Raw genomic sequence first — 21,507 nt, 5'->3', positions numbered from 1 at the left:
AGAGGCTTACTGCGCGATGGTCTTCACCGACACGCCGCGCTCGATCGGCGTGGTGCGCCCGTAGATGTCCTCAAACCGCTCGATATCGTCTTCACCCAGGTAGCTGCCCGATTGCACTTCGATGATCTCGAGCGGGATCTTGCCCGGGTTGCGCAGACGGTGAACCGAGGCGATCGGGATGTAGGTCGACTGGTTTTCGGTCAACAGGAACACGTTCTCGTCGCAGGTCACTTCAGCAGTGCCGCTGACAACGATCCAGTGCTCGGCGCGGTGGTGGTGCATCTGCAGCGACAGGCACGCGCCCGGCTTGACCGAGATGTGCTTGACCTGGAAGCGCCCGCCCATGTCCACCGAGTCGTAGGAACCCCACGGACGATAGACTTCGCAGTGGTTCTGGGTTTCGCTGCGGCCCTGTTCGTTGAGGGTGTTGACCATCTGCTTCACGCCCTGGACCTTGTCCTTGTGCGCAATCATCATGGCGTCCTTGGTTTCGACGACGACAATGTTTTCCAGGCCGATCACCGACACCAGTTTGCCGTTGCCGTGGATCATGCAATTGCGGCTGTCCTGGACTACTACATCGCCCTTGGTGACGTTGCCGTTGGCGTCTTTTTCATTCACTTCCCACAGCGACGACCAGCAACCGACATCGCTCCAGCCGGCGGTCAGCGGCACTACGCAGGCGCGTCGGGTTTTTTCCATCACCGAGTAGTCGATGGAATTGTCCGGGCAGCAGGCGAAAGTCGCTTCGTCGATGCTGACGGTGTCAGCGTCTTGCTGGCTGCGTTCCAGGGTCAGCAGGCAGGTGTCGTAGATGTCCGGGTCGTGCTTTTTCAGTTCTTCGAGGAAGCGGCTGGCGCGGAACAGGAACATGCCGCTGTTCCAGAAGTAGCCGCCGGACTGGACGAACTCGGTGGCGCGTTTCACGTCGGGCTTTTCGACGAAGTGCGAGACACGGCTGACGCCTTCGGGCAGCAGTGAATCGTTGGTCGACTTGATGTAGCCGTAACCGGTTTCCGGTTTGGTGGCCGGCACGCCGAACAGCACCATTTCGCCGTTTTCGGCGGCGACGGTGGCCAGGGCCAGGGCGCGTTGCAGGGCTTTCTGGTCTTCCAGTACGTGGTCGGCCGGCAGTACCAGCATCAGTTCGTCACGACCTTCATTGACCAGCATCATCGCGGTCAGGGCCACGGCCGGTGCGGTGTTGCGACCGAACGGTTCCATCAGGATGCGCTGGGTTTCCAGTTTGCGGGCCGCCAGTTGCTCGTTGACGATGAAGCGGTGGTCCTTGTTGCAGACCACGATCGGCGTGTCCATGCCTTCGAACACCAGGCGCTCCAGGGTTTGCTGGAACAGCGTGTGTTCGCCGGTCAGGGCCAGGAACTGTTTAGGGAACTGCTTACGGGAAAGCGGCCAAAGACGTGAGCCGCTACCACCGGAGAGGATGACTGGAATCATGGTGTTACTCCTTGAAAATCGTTTGGTTAGAGCTACGAACGCTGTGTCGTTTCACTCTTGTTTTTGTTTCGTGTCCGGATTGCCGATCCCCTCTGTAGGAGCCGGCTTGCTGGCGATGGGGCCCTCGAGGACGCCTTCGCTGGCAAGCCAGCTCCTACAGGGGACCGCGTTTTTTTCAGCGGTCCTGTGGAGCAGTCCGGAAAAATGATTAGCGCGTCGACACCGGGCGTTTCACCCAGACCGGCGACAGGCTGCTGCCACTGCCGGTGACGTACAGCACGGCGGCTTCACCGCGTTCCAGGGCGACCGGTTTCACGTCGCCGACTTTGGTTGCACCGTCGTATAGCGCCAGGCTGACTTTCACCGGGTTGATTTCACGTTCGCCGCGGCCCTTGGCGGCCACGTTCGGCACCACGTCAGTCTTGCCATCGGCCGTTTTCAGGGTCAGTGCCTTGTCGCTGAGGTTCTGCACCCGTACCAGGGATTTCTGCTTGTTCTTGAACGGCGGCTCTTCGATCAGTTGCGGTGCGCCGCTGGCGTTGTTGACCAGGGTGTAATAGTGGTCACCGGCCAGTTTCACCGGCAGCGTCTGGCTGCCGACCTTGGCGCTGTAATCACCGCCCGGCATGAAGCTGAAGTCACTGCTGGACAGCGGCGCGACGTCGCTCAGGTTGGTGCTGCCGACGGTGGCGCTGACTTCGGAAGAGCCGGCGTTGTAGATGCGCACGAAGGTCGAGCCTTTCGGGGCGGTCGGACCGTACAGTGCGGCATCACCACCGGCGAAAGCGTTCATGGACAGGACGCTGAAGGTCGCGGCCAGTGCAAAGGTCTTGGCGAGACGACGAGGAGTAGTCGTGAAAGTCATGGTAGTACCTCTCTCTTTCAGTTTTGCGCCCGGTCGGGCGTCTCGGATTTAGCGTTGATGGCTACGTTTTGTTGGCGCGCGCCGGCTTGTTTAAGCTCTGCGACCCACTGCGGGTCGGCGTCGCCGATTTCGTTGTTCACAGGCAGATATCGTTCAGGAAACTCCCAGATCAGCACCTGCGGCGGGCTGTTCTTGAAAGCGTCGCTTTTCAGGTAACTGAGCATCGGCAGGATCGGGCCGTGGCCGTCTTCGGCGTAATTGACCACGTCGCTGCGCAGGGCTTGTTTCAGTGCGCCCACAAAATTCCAGTTGGGGTTGGCGCTGTAGCTGGTACCGATCAGCGCGACGGGGACTTCGGTGTTGGCGAACAGGGCGTCGTCACCGCTCGGTTGGTCGGAAGCGGCCACGGTGTTGCGCTTTTGCAAAGGTTCTTGCGCTGGCATCAGGTTTTCGAACAACGGGTCCAGTGGCAGGAACAGACGCAGGTCGCCTTTGTGGGTGATCTTTTCCGCAGGTGTAGTGACGAAGGTTTGCGGTTCACCACTCAGTGGGTATTTGTCGGCAATGGTCTTGGCCAGGCGGTTGGCGGCGATCTCGGCGCCTTCCGGAGTCCAGTGAGTGTCGGTGCGCAGGAACACCTGCTTGCCGTCGTTTTTCGCGGCTTGCAACGGGCCCAGCAGGTCCGGTGCGGGAATCCGGTCAGCGGCCAGGCGCTGGTGGAAGTCCTTGTAGAGGTTGGCGTGGATGCTGGCTGGTTTCACCTCACCGAGGTGTTCCGGGTACAGGCGCACCTTGGCCGGCACCACGGCCATCACCAGTTGCACGCCTTTGTCCTTCAGGGTCTGGCGCACGCCTTCGACCAGCGCGTAGTTGCCTTGCAGGTTCAGCTCTTCGTTGACGACAGGGTGGAATTCTTCATCGCTGTACAACCACTGGTCGCGACCGAGCACCACGCCCGGACGACCTTCGTTGAACAGTTTGAAGTCCAGTGCTGCCCAGAGGTTGGTGCCCAGGCGCTTGATCGGGAACTCGTCGTCGTAGTGCGTTTCCACAGCTTTGGTCCAGCGACCGTTGAGCACCGTTGCATCGGCGTTGGTGCTGAAGCCCAGGAAGCTGCGAACCGACCACAGGCCCAGGGCCAGCAGGGTCACCAGAAACAGGGCGATGTAGAAGATGCGTAATGAGCGGGTCATGGTCAGATCCCTCAGAACTGGAAGTAAAGGAACGGCGAGAAGCTTTGCGCCGAGAGTTTGAGAATCGAGGCGATGAACAGCAGCAGCACCAGCGCACGCATCACGTAGCGCGACCAGTCAGCGGTCCAGTAGGCCGGTTGCACCTGGGCTTCGACGCCGACGGTGTAGCCAGGCTGGTGGATGCTGGCCGGGTTATCCCCAGGCACGGCTTTGATCGTGCCGGCGGTCGCGGCGGCCGGGCCGTCGGCATCGACATTCACTTCGGGTTTGGTCTTGGCCGGTGGCTGATGGGTGTAGAAGTCGCGCAAGCCGAAGAACGCCAAAGTCACGTACGCCACAATCAGCGTCGCCACTTGCAGGCCGGTGAGGCTGGCCTGGTTGAGTTCCGACAGCGACCAGTCGCCGAAGCTGAACATCGCGCCGTACATGCGACCGGCGACGTGCAGGTTTTCTGCACGGAAAATCACCCAGCCCATCACCACCAGCAGGAAGGTCAGTACCCAGCGGATCGGGTTGAAACTGCGTGGCGTGGTGTTCAGGCCGATGGCTTTTTCAATAGCCAGCCACATGCCGTGCCAGGCGCCCCAGACGATGTAGGTGATATTCGCGCCGTGCCACAGACCGCCGAGCAGCATGGTCAGGAACAGGTTGCGATAGGTCATCAGCGTGCCTTTGCGGTTACCGCCCAGGGTGATGTACAGATAGTCACGCAACCAGGTCGACAGGCTGATGTGCCAGCGCCGCCAGAACTCGGTGATCGACTGGCTGACATACGGCTGCTTGAAGTTTTCCATGAAGCGAAAACCCATCATCAGGCCCAGGCCGATGGCCATGTCGCTGTAGCCGGAGAAGTCGAAATACAACTGCGCGGTGTACGCCAGGGCGCCGAGCCAGGCATCACCCGTGGTCGGGTTTTGCAGGGCGAAGCAATGGTCGGCCACCACGGCGAGGGTGTCGGCGATGAAGACTTTCTTGATGAAACCCTGCATGAACCGCGTGCAGCCCTCGGAGAACTTGTCGAGGGTGTGGGTGCGATTGTTGAACTGATCGGCAAGGTCGCGAAAACGCAACACGGGGCCGGCGATCAGGTGCGGGAAGATCGCCACGAACGCTGCGAAGTCGATCAGGTTGCGCGTTGCCGGGGTGTCGCCACGGTAGACGTCGATGATGTAGCTGATGGACTCGAAGATGTAGAACGAGATCCCGATCGGCAACAACACGTGGGTCAGGATGAACGGCGAAAGGCCCACGGACGTCATCATCGCGTTGATGCTATCGACGCCGAAGTTGGCGTACTTGAAGTAGCCGAGGATGCACAGGTCGACGGCCACGCCGAGCAGCAGCCAGCGCTGCGCCGGTTGGGTCTTGACCCCGGCGGCGCCGACTTTCAGGCCGATCCAGTAGTTCCACAGCGTAACGGCGGCAAACAGCGCCAGGAAGTCCACACGCCACCAGGCGTAGAACACGTAGCTGGCGATCAGCAGCAGCAAATTGCGATAGCGTTGCCCGCTCAGGTAGTACAAGCCGAGAAAGATCGGCAAGAACAAAAACAGGAATACGTTGGACGAAAAAACCATCCCGATCTCTCCTTGTTTAACCAACATTCAAGGGCCAACGGCCCCCCCAAACCCCCCACAGAAAACCGGGGGGTATCACACAAAACTCAAACCTGACACTGAACCCTGTGGGAGCAAGGCTTGCCCGCGATGAACGATGACGCGGTTCATCTGTTGCACCGCGGTGAGGCCATCGCGGGCAAGCCTTGCTCCCACAGGGGCTTGTGTTTGTCTTAAGAACCTTTGTTGCCTTTCTCGTTAGCCGGGTCGTAGACCCTGGTCAGGTCACCACCGAGCCGGAAGGACTTGAACGGCTGCATGGCATGTTTCTTCTGCAGCACATCCGGCGCGCAGGTGTAGAGCGTGCAGAACGGTTCGAGCCAGGCGAATTTCGAGTCGATCTTCAGGTCGGTCATGTCCTGTTCCTTGCCGTTCTTCTGCTCGAACTGCTCCGGATCCTTCACCCCGGCGAGCACGCGATCACCCAGGCGTTTCAGGGCGCCGTTGTTTTCCTGGCGCAAGTCCACACCGTTGACCTGGGCGAAACTGGCAATCATCGCCAGCGGCGGCAGGGCGTAGTTGTGGTAGGCCAGCGCCCGTTGCTGGCGCTTGAGTTCATTGGGCAGGTAGCCATCGGCGTCGATCTGGTTGGCGCCGACCTTGTATTCCTTCACGGCCCAGTCGAAGAGGTCGCGGCGGTTGGTGGCGACGGACGTTGCCATCACCGACCAGGCAGCCCAGTACGAGTGGTTGTTGGTTTGTTCCAGCGGCAGATTGTCCCAGTCGCTGACCACCTGATCGGCCATTTTGCTGAACCAGGCTTCGATCAACTGCGACTCTTGCTGATGATTGGCCAGCGGATGGGAGTCGGAGAACTTCAGGCGAATGTACGACGACGCCATGCTGCCCAATGCCCATTTGCGCATGGATTTGCCGGTGTGGTTGAAGTCCCTGGACATCAATGCATCCGCCCGAGCCCAGGTCGTCAACCAGTTGAGCGTGCATTCCAGTTGCTCCGGACGCCCATCGCGCATGAACTGCATCACCCGCTTGCTGGTGCCGCGCTCGATTTTGGTGATGTCGGCGGTGCTGTCACGGAAGGCTTTTTCCGATTGCTCGTTCAGGGTTGCACGGGCCTTGTCCGAGCCTTCGTACTTGCTGCGAAATTGCAGTGAGCCGGTGTACGGCGTCGGCATCGCATCGCAGCCTTCGCTCTTGTCGCCGGTTTTGACTTTCTCGATGGGCGCGAAGTAACCCTGAGGCGGGCGCAGTGGCGCGGCAGCCTGGGTCGCGCCGGCAAACATCGCCAGGCTCAACAGCGTCAGTGTCGCAAGTGTCGGAGTTCGCATGGCAGTCCTCATTGCCCGACCGAAGCAGTACGCTGCTCGCCCGGGAATACGTTGCGTTTGCAGATTTTCGCTTCGACCTTCTGTGGCGCGGCACCGGCTTCAGGGCCCTGGACTTCGACGGCCAGCAGGTTCTGCGAGGCCCAGTCTTCGTCCGTGCGCAACTCGAAGGCGAAACGCCCGTCAGTCTCGGAGGTTTCCGGTTTGTCGATCTTGATGTCCTCGTGGCGCCCGTTCATGTACCAGAGGGTGGCTTGCAGGGTTTTCACCGACGTATCGGCGAAGCGGATGTCGACCTGGTGACTGCTGTTTTGCAGGCTCAGGTTTTTGCTGTTGACCATCAGTTCGTTTTTGCCCGGCTTCAACGTCGTGCTGCCGGACATCTGTGCTTCCTTGCCTTCGCAACCGTTGTCCAGCAACGCCATCATCTGGCGGTAGATGGTTTCCTGGTCGAGGCGATAGAGCGGCGAGAACTCCCAGATGAGAATCTTCGGCGGGTGCTTCTGGAACTCGTCGCTGCCCAGGTACTGCAGCATCGAACCTTCCAGGCCGCCACCGGGGAACGCCACGTTTAGAATGTCGGCGCCGATGGCCTCTTCGAGGAAACCGGCGAAGTTGTAGTTCTTGCCACTGTGGCTGGTGCCGACCAGGGTGATCTCCGGGTTGCCGGAATCGCCGAACAGATCGCCATCGCCTGCTTCGCCTTTCGGCTCGGTGGTGAATTGATCCATGTATTGGATCGCGTAGCTGGTGCCACAGAGTTGACCGGCCATGTTGTGCAATGTTCCGGTCTTGCCCATGCGACCCGACTTATGGGTCTCGAATTCACGCTTGGGAATGTCGGCGAAGGCCGGGATCTGCTTGACCTTTTCAGCGACGATTTTCGCCGTGCGCTGGGCACCATACGGCGTCCAGTGCTGGTCGCCGCGGAAGTAGAAGTCATGGGCGGGCAGGGTGTCGGGCAGCGATTCGTTGGTCAGCGGCGACAGGTCCGGCACCACGTAACCCATGGCTGCGAAACGTCCGAGCATGGTCTTGTAGTTCTTCAATGCCTTGTCGAAATCGAAGCTGGCTTTCTCGGCCGGGTTGAGCTTGTTGCGGTTCACCAGGCCACGGGTCGGCTGGTACACGACAACCAGCTCCACGCCTTTGCTCTTGAATGCATCGTGCAGCTGCTTCATGCGCTTGTAGCCGGCGGGCGAGGTGTCGAATTCGGTGCGCAAGTCTTCTTGCGTACGGAACAGCCAGTCGCCCTGGGCCTGCACCAGCGTGGTGAAGTTCTGCTGATAGCGGGTGGTGTAGTTCTTCGCATCATGGGCGGCCGGGCACAGGCTGCAGCAGGGTTCGGCAGAGAACTTCGGCGCTTGTGCTTCGTCGGCTCTGGCGCCGGTGCTGGCCGCGAGAATGCCGGCGGTCAGGGCCGACAGGCTGAGTAATTTGATCAAGTGTGGGTGCATAAAATTATCCTCAGTCCTGCATTTCGGTCTGGCGTTCGACAGGGTCGATCAGCACGGCTTTCTGCTGGCGTACCAGCAGGTCGAGAATTTCATCCTGGCGCTCGCCAAGGATGCCGGTGAAGCTGATGCCGCTGGATTTGGTCGGCGCGAGCATGGACACGCGATACAGCTCGACGCTCAACGGCGAGTCGATGGACAGCGGGCCGCTGCCGTTGGCCGCCAGTTCGCCGCCGACCACGATCAGCGACACCTGGGCGTCGAACGGGTCGAGCTTGATGTCGCGGTCAGTGTCGGTGAGGTCCTTGATGTGCCCGTAGACACCGGTCAGGCCGTTGGCCATGGCGACGTTTTCGTAGAGGCGAATGTTCACGCTGTTACGAATGCGGATACCGTGGCGACGGTTGCTGAGCACCTTGTTGCCCCACAGCAGGTTGTCGGCACTCTCGTAGAGGGTGATGCCGTCGGTGTGGTTCTGGTAGATCTCGTTGTGGGCAATCAGGTTGTTCACGCTGTTACGGTCGATCACCAGCCCTGAGAGGTGGTTGTCGTAGCTGCGGTTGTTGAAGATGAAGCTGTCGTTGACCTCACGGGAAATAATGATCCCGTGCTTCTTCTTCGTACCAAACACCGTGTTGTCGGCAATGATCAAACGATGGGAACGGTCGTGGGGGTCGATGCCGTAGACGATGTTGTCTTTGTAGGTGTTGCCCTTGACCACGAAGTCGCGGGTTTCGTAGCAGTAGAAGCCGTACCACATGTCCGAGAACTCGGAGCCGACGATCCAGCCGGTCGGTTCAGGACGCTTGAGCACCTTGGCCATGTTCGGCGTGTACTGGGAAATACTCACGCCGTAGGACTTACTGTTGGCGTAGCCGAAACTGGCGATCTTGCTGTTGGCGATGTAGGTCTCGGTGCCGCCCCAGGCCAGCAGGAACGGACGAAATTCCTTGGGCGAGTTGAACGTTGCCGGGCCGTTATCCTTCTCGCGCCAACCGGTGATTTTAGTGTCACGCACAAACAGCTGGCCGTCGTTGACCAGGAACGAACCGGCCTCCTGGGACAGGCGCAATTCCTGGGTCTGTTTGTCGATTTCCAGGATGCCGTGGCGGCCGACCACGATCGGCAACTTTGCCAGGTAAACCCCTGGTGCGGTTTCGATGACGTACTTGGGTTGCTTCTTCGCCAGGTCCTTGAGGTTCATGTAACCGTCGTCGACGAAGATCGCCTGGGGGATACCGTGCTGACGCACCACCCACTCGGCCATCTTGTTGTCGCCGCCGATGAAGTCCTTCAGGGCGTCTTCCTGCATCATCCGGCGCACGCTGATTTTGCCGACCTTGCTGCGCACGATTTTCGCGGCGATGGCCTCGGCGGTGTAGCCCGAGAGGTCCGGCAGTTTCGGCGTGGCCAGTTCCAGAGGCTCGGTTGGCGCGCTGCTGACGGTGTAGGTCTTGGCCTGTTGTAGCCCCTTGCCCATGGTTACTGGCTTCGCGGCCGGCTCCACATTGGCGAAGGCAACCGTACTGGCCAGCAGCATCGCACCGGCCAGCAGGCTGATCGAGCCTTTTCGGGCTTGATGATTCATCTGGGAGACTCCCTTCGCAATGTGCATCAGAAGCGCCAGATCACGTCGATGAACGCGCGGTGCATGTACGAATCGACCTGACTGCCATAGGCGTCACCAGGCTTGAACACGCCGCCACGGAACCGCACCAGGGCTGAAGGCTCGTCGATCGACTGGCTCAACGCCGCCGGCAACAGGCCCTGTTTGAAGTACTTGGTGACCACCAGGTCCATCTCCTGACCCATGTCTTTCTCACCATCGTTCAGCGGCAGCGAAGTGCTGGACAGCACGGCGCCGGTGACGTCGTCGGTGTTGTTCTCGACGGCGTTGATGCCGTTGCTGCCGACCGGCTTGTTGCCGTCGACACGCCAGAACTTGTGGTAGATCAGGCTGGCATCGTATTCGTCGTTGAGCATCCACGAACCGAACAGCGTCGCGGTTTGCAGGTTGTTCATTTCGCCGCGGAAGGCTTCGCCGAAACGGTGCACCCGCGAGCGGGTGCCGGTGAAGTTCGAGCGGTTGCTTTCCAGGCCGTTCTGTTCGTAATCGGCACTGGCACGGGCGTAGGCCGCACCGACTTGCCATTGCGGATCGAGGCGCAAGCGCACGCCGACATCGGTGGCCCAGCCGTTGAGGTCTTCACCGCGCTTGGCTTCGGTCGGAGGCGTGCCATCGGCGTTCAGCGGGTTGACCGTATCGGTGTCGCCGCGCATGCCGGTGATGCTGCCCCAGTAATTGACCGTGTTGGTGTTGCGCCAGTTGTAGGCGTCGCTGTCAGCGGTCAGGCCCAGCCAACTGATGTCGCCGTTCTGTTTCTTGTCCAGCGAATCGGCCGGCACGCCCGGTTCCGGGTAGTCGAGCTTGCCGTTGTCATGGGTGTGGTGACCGCGAATGCCGACCCAGTTGCCCGGTGTCCACTGATATGCCGCATCGGCGTAGGCGTGCAGGCGATCCTTGTCCTTTGGCGCCAGCTCTTTCAAGTCGGTGCGGTACTCGCTGAAGCGTTCGGCGACACCGGCGTTGGCGCGCAACAGGGTGGTGTCGAAGGTCCAGTTCAGCGCTTCGATGTTGGTGTCGCGCCATTGGCCGTCGTCGTTGCGCAGGCGCTGGCGACCGAATTTCAGGATCTCGCCAGGGTAGGGCGTGAAGCCGCTGTAGCCGACCCAGAATTCACGCATCGCCAGGTAGTTTTTCTTGGTCTGGCGATCACTGTTGTCGGTATTCTCGGCGCCGTCGGACTGTTGCAGGGTGTCGGTCTCGATGATGTCAGTGGACGTCACCGCCTGACCCATGGCGTAGGCACTCCATGCGCCGCTCTCGCCGTAGACCCACGGGCGCAGGTCGAGGCCGACGCCATTGACGTCGCCGCCGCTGCGGGTGCCGAGGTCACGGTCGTCTTCGGACTGGCCGGTGATTTTCACTTCAAGGCCGAAGTTCTTCGGTTCTTCAGTCATCGCGGCCAGTGTCGGGCACGACCAGATCAGCGCGAATGTCAGGCCGATGCCAGCCTGTACGAATGGATTCAATTTCATAGGGATTCCTCGCCGTCTTCTTGCAGGGCCTGCAGTTGCGGAGTGTTCTGGCTAAGCGCACCACGGGTCGCCTGTTCCTGTTTCAACAGGCGCTGGGCCTCGGCCAGCTGCGCAGGCGGCAGTTGGGCTTCGAGTGTTTGTGCAAGCTCGGTGGCTTGCGGGGTGTTTTGGGCTTTGGCGAGCTGGCTGAACACATACGCGCTCAGCGGGTCAGGCTTGGTGCCTTTGCCTTGGGAAAACAGTTGGGCGATGGCGAAGTCGGCGCTGTTCTGGCCGTTTCGTGCAGCGGTCAGCAGGTGGTCGAGGGCCTTCTGCGGATAGACCTTGCCCAGGTAGCCACGGCGATAGATCTGGCCGAGGTAGTAATCGGCGGCGACTTCGCGGCCGACGGCTTTCTGGAAATGTTCTTCGGCGACCTTGGCGTCGGCCGGGACCATTTTGCCTTCGTAGTAGAGCTTGCCCAGCAACAGTTCGGCGCGCGGCTGGTCGGCGGCACGGCCGTTGTCGAGGTACTTCATCATTTGATCGACATCGCCCAGTTCAGGGAAGTCGTAGAGCAACTGCGCGAGGGTGACCCACGACGCCGGGTAGCCCGGTGCGATCGGTTCGAGCAGCGACTGCGCGGTTTTTTCGTCGGTCTTGCCCAGGGTCGGATCGGCGAGCACGCGGGCCACGCTGTCCACCCGTTGAGCGGAAACAGTGCCGCGACTGTGCGCCGCCTGCAGCTGTTTGATCAGCTCGGCCTGCTGCTCAGGCTGGGCTTTTTTCTGATAGACCGTGGCCAGTTCGACATAGCAAATGTCGGTGGTGTTGATTGCGGCTTTGCAGATTTTTTCCACATCATCCAGATGCTGGTCGTAGGTGCCCTGGGTGCGATACAGCAGCACTTGGGCCAGGCCCGCTTCCGGCTTGCCTTCGGCACGCCATTGGCTGATCTGCTTTTGCGCATCGACGTTGGGGAAACTGTGCGGGTATTGCAGGTACAGCATCGCCAACGGGATCAGGGTGTTGCCTTCGCCAGCGGCTGCGGCTTTTTTCAGCAGGCCCTCGGCTTCGTGATGTTCGGCTTCGGTGGCGCCGGGCTTGGCCACCAGCAGACGACCGAGACGCGCCTGGGCGCGCGGGGAAACACTGGCGGCGGCGCGGTAAGTCGCCTCGGCCTGTTTCATTTGCGCGGGGTCGTGGCTGTCGACCTGAAGGTCGGCCAAGCCAACTTGGGCCTCGCTGTAGCCCAGGTCTGCCAGCTGCTGATAGTTCGCGGCGGCGGTGGCGGTGTCGCCACGTTTGAGGGCTTCGTTGGCCAGGCGCTGGTCAGGCAGGCCGGCGCAACCGGCGAGGCTCACCGCCAATGCCAAGGCACACACTGTTCCCATGTAGGAGTGAGCCTGCTCGCGATGCAAACAACTCGGTACATCAGAGACACCACGCTGAACCCATCGCGAGCAGGCTCGCTCCCACAGGGTCGGCGGTGTGTTGAGGATAGGGGTCTTCACAGGCATGTCCTCCGGTTACAGACCAGCCGCCATGGCTTTGTCGATCAGCCAGTTCAGGTTCGGGCCGCGGTCGCTGTTCACTTCCACCGGACGGCCGGCGAGGGTGCTGTCCAGGGCTTCGTCCGGCTGGATCAGGACGCGGATGTCGGACGACAGGTCGGCGCTTTTCAGGCTGGTGCTGCTGACGATCTTGCCGGTGCGGGTCTTGTCTTCACCGGCGATCTGGAAGCGCACGGCGGTGCCTGGCCGCACGTCGCCGAACTGACGGTAGGAGAAGCGCGCTTCGACATTGGCTTCGGTGTTGCGTGGCACCAGTTGGAAGATCACGTCGCCCTTGCTGGCGTACTGGCCGTCGGAAACCATTTGCTGGGCCACGGTGCAATCGCACGGCGACGTCAGGGTCCCGGTCATTTGCTTGCCAAACAGTTCTTCAACCTTGGCGGGTGTCAGTTGGTCGTCTTGCAGATGGCCCTTGAGCACGTCGAGCATGCTGGTGCTGAACGTCGCCAGCGGTGCGCCCTTGGCGGCCACGCCGTCGCCTTTCACCAGGCTTTGCACGGTACCGTCGCGGGGCATGGTGATGTTCACGCCCGGCACGCTGACCAGACCGGCCTGGGCGTGGCTGACGAAGTACATGCCGTACACCGACTTGAAAATGAACCCGAACGCGGCCAGGCCAACGACGAAAACCCCCAGGCTGAAGGTCACGGCTTTCATGCGCCCGAACGCGGTCATGCCATGGCCGCCGTCCTTCATCTTGCGCGCCTTGGTGAAGTTGTCGCGCTGCAGGGTCGCCAGCACTTCGCCGATGCTGACGATGTCGCCGGCCAGGTGCGAGGTGATCAGGTGCCGCAGGGTCGAGATATCTCGTGGTTCCAGGTTCTGGAACTGGCAGCCGGTACGACCGGTATCGCGATCGTAGGAACGCACCTGCAGTTCCACATCCATGGCCAGGCCGAGGTTGTCGATGACGAATTGCAGGCGGGCCTTGTACACGTCACCCATCTTCAGCGGCAACTGACCGGCGTTGAACGCCAGGCCACCGGCGGACAGGTCGATCACTCGCGCTTCGACCGGTGTACGGTCGGGTCCGAAGAAACGCAGCTTGGCCGGGATTTTGACCCGGGCGTGTTGGCGCTGGGCTTCGGATTCATGGACTACGTTGGCGTTGACGGCGGTATTCATAAGGGCGATTTCCGGGTTAATTCAAGAAAGGTGGGTCAGACCATCAGCAGCAGCGCGGCGACGAAAATGCTGCCGGCGGAGAAGGTCATGGTCCGAGACGACCAGGTGTTGAACCAACGTTGAAAGCTGGCGAGGTCACGGGACAGAGAAGTGGGTTGGCGAGTCCAGGACTGTTGATCGAGGCGGAAGAACACGTAGATCTTCACCAGTGCGCCGACGATCTGGTTGTAATAGAGAATCGCCGGGTAAGCCGGGCCGATCCGGTGACCGGAGCAAGACAGCAACAGGGTCAGAATCAGGCGGGTGATGCCGATCCACAGCAGGTACACCAGGATGAACGCGGTGCCGTACTTGAAGCTGGCGATCAGCGCCACGGTCAGACCCAGCAGGGAGGTCCACATCGACACGCGCTGATCGAACAGCACCACCGAGGTGAACAGGCCGAGACGTTTCATCCCCAGGCCCAGGGCCCGGGAATTCTGCCGCAGGTTGTTGCCGTACCAGCGGAACATCAGCTTGCGACTGGCCTTGATGAAGCTCTTTTCCGGCGGATGTTCGACGGTGTTGATCGCAGCGTCAGGCACGTAGAAGGTGTCGTAGCCCAGGCGCATCAGGCTGAACCAGCTGGACTTGTCGTCGCCGGTGAGGAACTTGAAACGGCCCAGGCGCCAGTGTTGCAGCGAGTCGCTTTCCACGTCGGCGATGAATTCCGGGTTGGTGACCACGGTGGCGCGGAACACCGACATCCGCCCGGTCATGGTCAGCACGCGCTTGGACAGGGCCATCGAGCACATGTTGATGTGACGCTGGGCGAAACGCAGCTTGTGCCATTCGCTCATGATGTAGCCGCCACGCACTTCGCAGAACTCGTTGGTGGTCAGGCCACCGACATTGCCGAACAGTTGGAACCACGGCACGGTCTTGCGCACCACGCCTTCGCCGAGCACGGTGTCGCCGTCGATCACGGCCACCACGGCACGGTCATCCGGCAGGTGGCGGGAGATCGCGCGGAAACCGTAGGCCAGGCCATCGCGCTTGCCAGTACCGGGAATGCGCACGAAGTCGAGCTTGACCCGTGCCGGTGGGTTCATACGCTTCCACAGGCTCTTGACCAGCAGCTCATCGGACATTTCCACGATGGAGCAGACCACGGTGGTCGGCAGTTCGCAGTCAATGGCCTCGCGAATCACCGAGCTGTAGACCTGCGCGGTGGTCAGGGCGTCAATACGGAAACTGGTGACCATCAGGAATACGTGGGACGGGTCCGCCGCCTTGCCCAGCTTGCGCACTTTGCGCCGCAGGTGCGGGTAGACCACGTACAGAAACAGCATGCCGCGCAGAAAATGCGTGGCACCCATCGAATAGCGCCAGATACCGACGATACCGATCAGGAAAATGAAGTCCTTCGACTCAGAGTCGAATGTGGACACAGGCAGCGCAATGGCGATGCCCATCAATAAACTTAGAAAAAACAGCCAACCGGCGGCCTGGAGTAGGCCGTGCTTTAGCCTGTGCATAATCGGAATCCTAAAGTCAGTTGCAAGTCTCGCGCCCCCTGTAGGAGCCGGCTTGCCGGCGATGGCGATCTCAGGTACGCCTTCGCTGGCGAGCCAGCTCCTACAGGGTTGCGGTGATCTGTAGGAGCCGGCTTGCTGGCGATCAGCGCGAAGCGCTTACAACCTGCCGGTTACCAGCAGATGCCTTCGGTGCGACCGGTCACGCTGGTGGCCTTGGACATGAAGCCCACCAGGTCGATCACTTGCTTGCCGTGAGGAACGTCCTTGACCAGTGAGCGGAATTTCTCGTCACGGTTACCGAGGATGATCACGTCGGCGTTGTTGATCACGTCGTCGAAGTCAGCGTTGAGCAAGGAGGAGACGTGGGGAATCTTCGACTCGATGTAGTCCTTGTTCGCGCCGTGAACACGGGCGTATTCGACGTTGCTGTCGTAGATGCGAAGGTCGAAACCCTTGCCGATCAGCATTTCTGCCAGGTCAACCAGCGGGCTTTCGCGCAGGTCATCGGTGCCGGCCTTGAAGCTCAGGCCCAGCAGGGCGACTTTGCGTTTGTCGTGGCTGGAAACGATGTCGAAGGCGTTTTGCACCTGGGACTCGTTACTGCGCATCAGCGAGTTGAGCAGCGGCGCTTCCACGTCCAGGGAACTGGCGCGGTAGGTCAGGGCACGCACGTCCTTGGGCAGGCAGGAACCGCCGAAGGCGAAGCCCGGGCGCATGTAGTACTGGGACAGGTTCAGGGTCTTGTCCTGGCAGACCACGTCCATCACTTCACGACCGTCGACGCCGACCGCCTTGGCGATGTTGCCGATCTCGTTGGCGAAGGTCACCTTGGTGGCGTGCCACACGTTGCAGGTGTACTTGATCATCTCGGCGACGGCGATGTCCTTGCGGATGATCGGTGCGTCGAGTTCTTCGTACAGCGATTGCAGAACGTCGCCCGAGGCCTTGTCGAACTCGCCGATCACGGTCATCGGCGGCTGGTCGTAGTCGGCAATGGCGGTACTTTCGCGCAGGAATTCAGGGTTCACTGCAACGCCGAAATCAACGCCGGCTTTCTTGCCGGAGCAGTCTTCGAGAATCGGGATGACGACGTTGGCGACAGTGCCCGGCAACACGGTGCTGCGCACCACGATGGTGTGACGGGTGGATTTGTCGCGCAGGACAAAACCGATTTCGCGGCACACGGCTTCGATGTAGTTCAGTTCCAGGTCGCCGTTCTTCTTGCTCGGCGTACCCACGCAGATCATCGACAGATCGGTGTCGCGAATCGCCTCGGCGAAGTTGGTGGTACCGCGCAGGCGGCCAGTTTGAATACCTTGGGCCAGAAGTTCACCCAGGCCCGGTTCAACGATTGGCGATTTACCGGCATTGATCATATCGATCTTGTCTTTTGCAACATCGACGCCAACGACGTCATGGCCCCGTGCAGACAGGCAACCGGCACAGACAGCGCCAACGTAACCCAAACCAAATATGCTGATGCGCATCGCAAATTACCTCTGTGTTTATCAAGCCATTAAATGGCCGGAGTTAATGGTGTTCAGCGGTGATAGTGCACTCGCAAGTGCGTGTTACAGGCGCAACGATGCCGTGTTCTGGCATATAAGTTACGAGTGTCTAAATAAGTGCACTCAAGGTGTGCGTAACCGGGACTTATTGTTATGACTTGCCCTGTAATGCAGCCAATCCTCATGTCAGAAGATATTCGTGCAATGGTCCTGCGCGCTCGATCCCAGGCCAGAGGCCCGTTGAATCAAGCGGTCGGGTGCTCGGATGAGCACGTTATAGGGGCGCTGCCTTGGCCCTGTAGGGGATAGTCATCATCGGTTATCTCCTGTCCGTTTCTGTGTTGCCCAAATCAGGGATTAGTCTGCGAAAGTTGATGTGACAACTTCGCTACATGGATCTCTGCTCTGCGTAAGTTATCTCCTACAAGCCTCGTAAGAATCGTTACGGGTGGTATGAGCGGTGCATTCGGACATAGTTCCGATCCGCCCAGCATGATTTCTGAAATTTCTTGAAATATTGAAAAAGATGGCACTGCTCTCATATTGATAGCACTTGCCGTTTCGCCCTTTATATATAGGCGAATTATCGAAGGGGATAGTTTTGTGCCACTACCGATAAAAATTTTCAGTGCCACTACTGAAAAAAAAGATCGAAGTCGAGTGAAACTAAAGTTAAAAATCAGGCTGGTATAATTTTGACGCCATAAAAATGGCGAAGTAGGCGGGAAAAGTGGCGTCAATCAATGGTCGGCGCAGGGCAGTTTTTGATGCTGTGCGCCGACCGGTCGAATCACTCGGGAGCGTGATCGCGCAGGAACACCAGATTGTCCGGTTTAGACTGCTCGGCGCTGTAGCGATAACCCTGGACGTCGAACTGTTTGAGGGCTGCCGGATCGTTGATGCGTTGCTCGATGACGAAGCGACTCATCATGCCCCGCGCCTTTTTCGCGTAGAAGCTGATGATCTTGTACTGACCGTTCTTCAGGTCCTTGAACTCGGTATTGATGATGCGTGCGTTCAAGGCATTGCGCTTGACCGCCGAAAAGTACTCGTTGGAGGCCAGGTTCAGCAGCACGTCATCGCCCTGGTCGGCCAGGGCTTCGTTCAGCCACTCACTGATGCGCGAGCCCCAGAACGCATACAAGTCCTTGCCCCGGGCGTTGGCCAGTTTGGTGCCCATTTCCAGGCGGTAGGGTTGCATCAGGTCCAGCGGGCGCAGCAGGCCGTAGAGGCCGGAGAGCATACGCAAGTGTTGCTGGGCATAATCGAAATCGGCTTCGCTGAAGGTTTGCGCGTTCAGCCCGGTGTACACGTCGCCCTTGAACGCCAGTAACGCCTGTTTGGCATTTTCCGGGGTGAATGCCGGGGTCCAGCTGCCGAAACGCGCAGCGTTGAGCCCACCGATCTTGTCGGAGACGTGCATCAACTCGCTGATCTGCGCGGGCGTCAGGTCGCGCAATTGCAGGATCAACTCCTGGGAATGGTCGAGGTACTGCGGTTGGGTAAAGCGCTGCGTCGCCGGCGGTGTTTCGTAATCGAGGGTCTTGGCGGGTGAAATCACCATCAGCATGAAGTCGTCTCCTTTAAACGTGGGGGCGATTCTAGGGGGTTGTCCTTAATGACTCCAGCTATCAAGTCCATAGGTGATGATCGGTGGCATATCACAAGACTGTAGGAGCAAGGCTTGCCCGCGATGACGGTGTACCAGCCAGCATTTTATCGACTGACATACCGCCATCGCGGGCAAGCCTTGCTCCTACAGGGTATTCGGGGTGATGCGGGAATTGAGGGCGGATCAGCTATAGTGCCGCGCGGGTTTTGTTATGGAGACATCCCATTGCGTATCGTTTTTCTACTCGTCGCGTGGCTTCTGAGCGTCGGTGCCATGGCGGCGCCGGGCGAGGTGGCTACGCTCGATCGCAGCACCTGGCCGGAAAAGCTCAACAACCCGACGCTGTTCGACGTGGCATCGCGCGCCGAAATCCTCATGTTCGCCCGAGTGCTGCTGGCCAGCGAATCCCTGGATGAACCCGCGCTGGCCCAGCGCCTGGGCCTGCGCACGGTCAACATGGAATCGGTCAACCGCGTTCGCCAGCGCCTGTGGCAACGCTTGCTGACGAGCTTCAATTTCGCCCAGCAGAGTTGTGATCAGGATGCGTCCTTCTGTTTTCTGGTCGAGGACATGCCCACGCTGCGTGAACAAGCCGCAAAGTTCCTGATCGGCGAAGACAGCTACTACATCAAGTGGGCCGAACCGAGCCGGTTGTTTCATGCCCAGTACCTGGACGAGCAGTTGCGCAAGGCTGCCCTGTTTCCGCAAGCCAGCAGCGAAGTCGATCGTTTTGGCGACTACGAACGCAATGGCGACGCGATGCATGACCGGCTGTTTCTGCTCACATTCGACAGCGCCGCCAATGCCGCGCCGGACAACACGGATTGGGTCACCGAGTACCTTCGCAAGTCAAACATGAGTGGCACATTCTTCGTTCTGGGCAAGGATATCCAGGCGCGGCTGACGGAGCGTTCGGTGGCCAACTTGCAGGCGACCTATTCGACGCAGTGTATCGGTGTGCAAGGCTGGGAGTTCCGTTCCCACAGCCATTGGCAGGACTGGCAGGACTCGGTGAGGCGCAGCGTCGATCTGGTCAAAAGCAAACTGCCGGAAAACTATGTGCCGCTGTTCCGTCCGCCCGATGGCCAGCGACGGTCGGATGCTGAGGCGTTCTTCAAGTCCCAGGGTTTGCACGTGGCGCTGTGGGACATCGATGCCCAGGACGGTGCCGGCAAGCTCAAGGCCAATCAGAGCGCGCAGCGGGTGCTGACCCTGATGCTGCTGTGGCGTCATGGCGTGATCAATTTCAATGTGAAGCAGGACGGCGTGAAAACGGCGCTGCCGTGGTTGATGACGCAAACGGCGCAGAGCGGTATCGGCTGGGAAGACTGTCAGAGTGCCTTTTGATGAAAAAGGCAAAAGCCCATAAACATTGGACGATGGGCGATTTTGGGAGGGATTTTGCTGCAGGTTGATCTCCGACTGTAAACGGGTGATGGCAGTCCGCCAAGGGCTTTTCGTCACTCTGCAAAATAAACTTCAAAAAAGCGTCAAAGTGCTTTTTTCTGTCATGTGTTTTGGAGTATTACGAAGACAGACCGCCGAAACCTGCAACACAGGTGGCGTCTCCCAAGACCCGTTTGTTTGCAGTCACTTAAGTCTCCGTAGGTGAGATCGGCGGCCACTTCGAGGCGCAGCACCGCCCAGGTATTGCGTCCACTGGCTCTGACAAAGGTGACCGAGTATGGATGATCACGGACGTAGCTCTTCTTCCAACCAGCCAATCCTGTATGTACTCGATACCAACGTATTGATTCACGATCCAAACGCCCTCCTGAACTTCGAAGAACACCACGTCGCCATCCCGATGACCGTGCTGGAAGAGCTCGACAAGCTCAAGAGCGGGCATCACAGCGTCGCGGCCGAATGCCGCCAGGCCATTCGCCTGATCGACAAGACCCTGGGCGATGCCTCGCCGGAGGACGTTGAACAGGGCGTGCCGATCCAGCGTGGCAAGAGCGGGCCGAAAGGTTTGCTGTCAATTCTGATGAGCAAGCGCGCCGAGCCGAACATCATTCTGCCCGAGCACCTCAACGACAACATCATCATCAACCAGTTGATTGACCTGCACGCGCGCGATCCGAAACTGCCCGTGGTTTTGGTGACCAAAGACATCAACATGCGCCTCAAGGCCCGCGCCTGCGGGATTGCGGCCGAGGACTACAGCACCGACCAACTGGTCGACGACGTGTCGTTGCTGCCCAATGGCTATCACGAGATGAAGGGTTCGTTCTGGGACCTGGTAAGCAAGGTCGAAACCCGTCAGGGCCATGGCCGCACCTGGCATGAGGTGAAGCTGATAGACAACCTGCCGGCGGTGCACATCAACGAGTTCATCATTGATGAACAGGGCTTCGTCGGCTGGATCAAGGAGATCGAAGGCGACAAGTTACTGATCCTGGACCTGCACCAGGAACCGCTGTTGCACCAGGAAGCCTGGGGCCTGAAACCCCGTGACATCTATCAGAGCCTGGCGCTGTTCGCCTTGCTCGACCCGGACATCCACCTGGTCAACCTCTCCGGTGCTGCCGGTTCCGGTAAAACCATCCTGGCCCTGGCGGCGGCCATCGAGCAGACCATGGTCAGCAAGCGTTACCGCCGGATCATCGCCACCCGCAGCGTGCAAGGCCTGGATCAAGAGATCGGCTTCCTGCCCGGCACCGAAGCGGAAAAAATGGAGCCTTGGCTGGGTGCCATTACCGACAACCTCGAAGCCTTGCACATGGATGACGAAAGCACCCATGGCAGCGTCGATTACATCCTCAGCAAGGTGCCGTTGCAGTTCAAATCCCTCAACTACATTCGGGGCCGCAGCTTCCAGCAGAGTTTGATCCTGATCGATGAATGCCAGAACCTCACGCCGCACCAGATGAAAACCATCATCACCCGTGCCGGCGCCGGTTCCAAAGTGGTGTGCCTGGGCAACCTGGCACAGATCGATACCCCTTACCTGTCCGCGACCAGTTCCGGGCTGACTTACCTGACTGAACGCTTCAAGGATTTCCCCAACGGTGTGCACATCACCCTGCAAGGGGTGCCACGTTCGATTCTGGCTGAATACGCAGAGTCGCATCTGTAACCGCTTCACCCAAACCGGGCGGCCTCAAAACCGCCCGGTTTTTCATGCCCGACACAAAACCCCATTTTCATGGCAAACACATCCCCCTGTGGGAGCAAGGCTTGCCCGCGATGGCGGTGTATCAGTCAGCATTGTTATCAAC

The 21,507-nt window shown here is 59.7% G+C and carries 15 protein-coding genes; 2 read left to right on the top strand and 13 right to left on the bottom strand.

Annotated elements, in window-relative coordinates; all coding sequences use genetic code 11:
* Positions 1 to 6: 6 nt before the first annotated feature.
* The 13 genes from GPL81_RS08500 to yaaA form a co-directional block, all read right to left on the bottom strand.
* On the bottom strand, positions 7 to 1,458 hold the full coding sequence (locus GPL81_RS08500) for a mannose-1-phosphate guanylyltransferase/mannose-6-phosphate isomerase (RefSeq protein WP_096509172.1): 1,452 nt from the start codon (positions 1,456 to 1,458) through the stop codon (positions 7 to 9).
* Positions 1,459 to 1,666: 208 nt separating this feature from the next.
* Positions 1,667 to 2,323, bottom strand: coding sequence for an alginate O-acetyltransferase AlgF (locus GPL81_RS08495; RefSeq protein WP_160106388.1), 657 nt, complete (start codon positions 2,321 to 2,323; stop codon positions 1,667 to 1,669).
* A 17-nt stretch (positions 2,324 to 2,340) separates the two neighbouring features.
* Complete coding sequence (locus tag GPL81_RS08490; RefSeq protein ID WP_160106387.1) at positions 2,341 to 3,516, bottom strand: alginate O-acetyltransferase; 1,176 nt, start codon at positions 3,514 to 3,516, stop codon at positions 2,341 to 2,343.
* A gap of 11 nt (positions 3,517 to 3,527) precedes the next feature.
* Complete coding sequence (locus GPL81_RS08485; RefSeq protein ID WP_160106386.1) at positions 3,528 to 5,093, bottom strand: MBOAT family O-acyltransferase; 1,566 nt, start codon at positions 5,091 to 5,093, stop codon at positions 3,528 to 3,530.
* 212 nt (positions 5,094 to 5,305) lie between these two features.
* The gene (locus GPL81_RS08480) at positions 5,306 to 6,421 is read right to left on the bottom strand and encodes a mannuronate-specific alginate lyase (protein WP_160106385.1); all 1,116 of its coding nucleotides are present in this window, start codon (positions 6,419 to 6,421) and stop codon (positions 5,306 to 5,308) included.
* Between the two features lie 8 nt (positions 6,422 to 6,429).
* Complete coding sequence (locus GPL81_RS08475) at positions 6,430 to 7,875, bottom strand: alginate O-acetyltransferase (protein WP_160106384.1); 1,446 nt, start codon at positions 7,873 to 7,875, stop codon at positions 6,430 to 6,432.
* A 10-nt stretch (positions 7,876 to 7,885) separates the two neighbouring features.
* Complete coding sequence (algG, locus tag GPL81_RS08470) at positions 7,886 to 9,460, bottom strand: mannuronan 5-epimerase AlgG (RefSeq protein WP_160106383.1); 1,575 nt, start codon at positions 9,458 to 9,460, stop codon at positions 7,886 to 7,888.
* Positions 9,461 to 9,486: 26 nt separating this feature from the next.
* A complete protein-coding gene (locus GPL81_RS08465; RefSeq protein ID WP_096509179.1) occupies positions 9,487 to 10,971 on the bottom strand; it encodes an alginate export family protein in 1,485 nt (494 codons plus the stop codon).
* Positions 10,968 to 12,464: an alginate biosynthesis TPR repeat lipoprotein AlgK gene (gene algK / locus GPL81_RS08460; RefSeq protein ID WP_160106382.1), complete on the bottom strand. Its 1,497-nt coding sequence runs from the start codon at positions 12,462 to 12,464 to the stop codon at positions 10,968 to 10,970. Before algK ends, GPL81_RS08465 begins: the two co-directional genes overlap by 4 nt.
* 15 nt (positions 12,465 to 12,479) lie before the next feature.
* Complete coding sequence (locus tag GPL81_RS08455; protein WP_160106381.1) at positions 12,480 to 13,649, bottom strand: alginate biosynthesis protein Alg44; 1,170 nt, start codon at positions 13,647 to 13,649, stop codon at positions 12,480 to 12,482.
* A gap of 35 nt (positions 13,650 to 13,684) precedes the next feature.
* Entirely contained in the window at positions 13,685 to 15,166 is a 1,482-nt protein-coding gene (alg8, locus tag GPL81_RS08450) for a mannuronan synthase (protein WP_096509181.1), read from the bottom strand.
* A 170-nt stretch (positions 15,167 to 15,336) separates the two neighbouring features.
* On the bottom strand, positions 15,337 to 16,653 hold the full coding sequence (locus GPL81_RS08445) for a nucleotide sugar dehydrogenase (protein ID WP_096509182.1): 1,317 nt from the start codon (positions 16,651 to 16,653) through the stop codon (positions 15,337 to 15,339).
* An 811-nt stretch (positions 16,654 to 17,464) separates the two neighbouring features.
* Entirely contained in the window at positions 17,465 to 18,244 is a 780-nt protein-coding gene (yaaA, locus tag GPL81_RS08440; protein WP_096509183.1) for a peroxide stress protein YaaA, read from the bottom strand.
* Positions 18,245 to 18,511: 267 nt separating this feature from the next.
* Between yaaA and GPL81_RS08435 the strand changes: the two genes are divergently transcribed.
* Both GPL81_RS08435 and GPL81_RS08430 read left to right on the top strand, forming a co-directional pair.
* Positions 18,512 to 19,633: a polysaccharide deacetylase family protein gene (locus tag GPL81_RS08435; protein ID WP_160106380.1), complete on the top strand. Its 1,122-nt coding sequence runs from the start codon at positions 18,512 to 18,514 to the stop codon at positions 19,631 to 19,633.
* A gap of 337 nt (positions 19,634 to 19,970) precedes the next feature.
* Positions 19,971 to 21,365 carry a PhoH family protein gene (locus tag GPL81_RS08430; RefSeq protein WP_096509185.1) on the top strand — a complete coding sequence of 465 codons (1,395 nt, stop codon included), beginning with the start codon at positions 19,971 to 19,973 and terminating at the stop codon, positions 21,363 to 21,365.
* Positions 21,366 to 21,507 lie beyond the last annotated feature (142 nt).

It is taken from the genome of Pseudomonas izuensis, assembly GCF_009861505.1.
In the GTDB taxonomy this organism is placed as follows: domain Bacteria; phylum Pseudomonadota; class Gammaproteobacteria; order Pseudomonadales; family Pseudomonadaceae; genus Aquipseudomonas; species Aquipseudomonas izuensis.
Note: the sequence above shows the minus strand (reverse complement) of the source record. Positions and strands in the feature narration are given on the sequence as shown.